The 1333-nt window shown below is 38.6% G+C and carries 2 protein-coding genes; both read left to right on the forward strand.

The annotated features are described in order from the left end of the window. On the forward strand, nt 1-625 hold a 625-nt coding region (locus tag AAIG39_RS25610; RefSeq protein WP_343195053.1), incomplete at its 5' end, for an RHS repeat-associated core domain-containing protein. A gap of 10 nt (nt 626-635) precedes the next feature. Beyond that, nucleotides 636-965: a hypothetical protein gene (locus tag AAIG39_RS25615; RefSeq protein ID WP_343195054.1), complete on the forward strand. Its 330-nt coding sequence runs from the start codon at nt 636-638 to the stop codon at nt 963-965. Nucleotides 966-1333 lie beyond the last annotated feature (368 nt).

The raw sequence follows: 1333 nt of genomic DNA on the forward strand, positions 1-1333 counted from the left end.
GCTGCACGAGTCGATACCGCAGGAGACGGGCTATGCGCAGAACCTGGGTATGCAGGAGCAATACCTGGATCGTGAGACCGGGTTGCACTACAACTTGTTTCGTTATTACGACCCGGGTAGCGCCAGGTTTACCCAGCAGGATCCGATAGGGCTGCGGGGCGGGTTAAACCTGTATGCTTATGCGCCCAATCCAATATCTTGGATAGATCCCCTTGGTTTAAGTTGTTACTTTAATTCTAAGTCTAATCGCTGGCATGACAGGCAGACAGGTCGTTTTACAAAACGACCAACAGATCCTTCTGAATTAGTACATAATGGCCGAATTGACAAGGCTGATATAGATGCTTGGGCTAGTCAAGGAGGGATTCCAAATACATGGGGGCATGATCCGTTAAAATTCCCCAGTGGTGGTTTTAAATATGATGCTGGTAATTATACTGTTCATGGTCATGGTGCTAATCCATCTGCGTCAGCTAAATTTCCTAATTCTAATGCGGCAAATGGGCCGACAGCGAGCATGAAAAATACTTCAACAGGTGAAGTGTTTAGAACCGATGGAACTTGGGGGACATTCAAATCAGATGCCAATGGTGCTCATATTCCCCTTGATGGCTCACCTTATTGAGATTATTAATATGAATTTGCAAGAAATAAAAAATAAAGTCTTATCTCTTCCTACAATAATGAATTTAGCGGATGAGCTATTAATAATTGACGAGTTGATGACTATTGATGTTAATGATTTGATTGAAAATCAAGATATCTTTAAATCTATTATAGATGCATTAGAATTATCACATATTGATTCTGGGTTTATGGAGTTAACAGAAGAAAATGAGAGTTCATTTATAAACTTCTACAAATGGCTCAATAAAACAAATAATAAATTTAACTTGGGAATAAATGCTAACACTATAGATAGTTTTAGTTTGACTGTTGAAGATGTGAAAAAAATGATGTCATAAGTAATTAAAGCCGGGAGAATTATAAAATCTACCCGGTTCTTTAATTACCTGGCTTTGGTTTAATCCACTAAACAATCACATCCTTAATTTCCTTTACTACCTGTTTACCTGGTAAAGCTGCTCGCGCAGTTCTTGTATTTTGAGAGACGTACATTACAATTGGATACGCTAAATAAATCATATAAAATCTATGAGGTTCTTGTCCCTATCCATGCTGCTGGGTCCGCAATATCCAGGTTTAACCAGCCAGGTAAGGGAACATAGTACGAGCTTTCTAAATCTATTAGTCAGCTTCTTGCAGAAGGTAAGATAAGAGAGATATGAGGTTGAAATGACGAGAGAGTTTTATAATTTTAAACCAAAGAAAA

This window comes from Phytobacter palmae (assembly GCF_039409775.1).
Taxonomy (GTDB): domain Bacteria; phylum Pseudomonadota; class Gammaproteobacteria; order Enterobacterales; family Enterobacteriaceae; genus Phytobacter; species Phytobacter palmae.